A 1,496-nucleotide genomic window follows, 5' to 3' on the forward strand; every position below is an offset into this window, starting at 1 on the left:
GGGATCGGGCACCGTCCGGGCGCGCAGCGCGGCGACGCCCTGGTTCGGGAGCCCCGGCGGCGTGGGCGTGGGCGTGGGTTGGCCGGCGCCCACGGGCAGGAAGTCGTCGAGCTGGGCGGTGTTGTCCGACGGGGCGGCGGTCCCCAGGTCCGCCGCGATGTCCCGCGACAGGGCGAGGGCGGCCGTGACGTCCTGGCCCCGGGTCAGCGCGTCCGCCACCACCGCGGTGGCGGCGGACCACAGGTCTTCGTCGGCCAAGGCGTCCGGGCCGTGCGTGCTGGTGACAATCCACCCGGCTTGGGAGATGACGACGTCCGGGTTCCAGCCCTCCAGGCTCTCGAACCGGTCCGCGGCCTTCGCCGCCGCCTCCACCAGCCCTTCCCTCGTCCACTGCGGTCCGGCGTCCTTCGACGTGGACGGGGTTCCGCCGGGTGACGGGGTGGCGGTCGACGGCGGCGTGATGACAGGAGCGGTGTCGACCAGCGACGGGGTGACGACTGGAGCGGTGACGACCGGAGCGGTGGCCACTGGTGACTGCGTGACAGCAGACGGCGGGATGGCAGCAGACGGCGAAGTGGCGGTCGACGGCGAAGTGGTGACCGGTGGCAGTGTGGCGGCAGACGGCGAAGCGGTGACCGGTGGCGGGGTGACGGCGGACAGCGAGGTGGTGACCGGAGTGGTGGCGGCCGGCGGAGCGTCGCTCAGGTCCTGGGCGATCCGCTGCGCGAAGTCACGCGCCTCGGCATCGCCGTACCCGTCCGCCAGGTGAGCCGCGACCACCACCGCGAAGTCCCGACCCACCGGACCGTCCACGGCCACACCGGTCCCGGACACGATCTGCCGCGCCCGCTCCTCCACCTCGTCGCGAACGTCCGGCGCCAGCAACTCCACCGTCTCCCACGCCGAAGGCGCGTCCTGCCGCAACAGCTCGGGCGACCACGGCGTCGTGCCGTTCGGGCCCGCCGTTGGCACGTGGCCGGCGGTCCGGGCAGGCTCGGGTGCCGGTTCGGCGACCGGCGTCGGGAAGGCGGTGCCGACCTGTGACGGGACCGGGGGGAGCGCCTCGAGGTCGGGGAGGCCGGGCGGCACGTCCAGGGCCGTGTCGAGCGGCGGCTGGTAGAGGGGCAGGCGGTCGTTCAGCGGCGTGGAGCGCTCCGGCTGGTGGGCCGTCGGCGAAGTCTCGACACCGGCCGGGGACTCTCCGATCCCGATTCGGTCTTCACCCGCGCCGGTAGGGGGCGGGGTCGGGGCGCCGACGGTGTCCTGACGACCACCCGTGAACTCGCGATCGCCGGCCGGCGTCGGCGCGTTGACGGGCGTGTCAGTGGGTGCCGGTGCGTTGACGGGCGCATCGGCGGGTGCCGGTGCGTTGACCGGTGCGGCCGAGTCGGGTCCGGCGCCCGTCCTGGGGCCGGAGGTCGCGGCGATGGCGGCGGCGGCCGGGGCGCCCGCCGCCTCCCCGGCTGCCAGGGCGTTGCCGACGGGGCGGGCGGGGC

Annotated in this window: 2 pseudogenes; one reads left to right on the forward strand and one right to left on the reverse strand. The window is 75.7% G+C overall.

The features are described from left to right. Positions 1-972: pseudogene (locus tag AB0G02_RS39780) on the reverse strand (hypothetical protein); the annotation flags it as partial. A gap of 304 nt (positions 973-1,276) precedes the next feature. Here AB0G02_RS39780 and AB0G02_RS39785 point away from each other — a divergent pair. Beyond that, a pseudogene (locus tag AB0G02_RS39785) lies at positions 1,277-1,496 on the forward strand (hypothetical protein); the annotation flags it as partial.

Source organism: Actinosynnema sp. NPDC023658 (assembly GCF_040639995.1).
GTDB lineage: Bacteria > Actinomycetota > Actinomycetes > Mycobacteriales > Pseudonocardiaceae > Actinosynnema.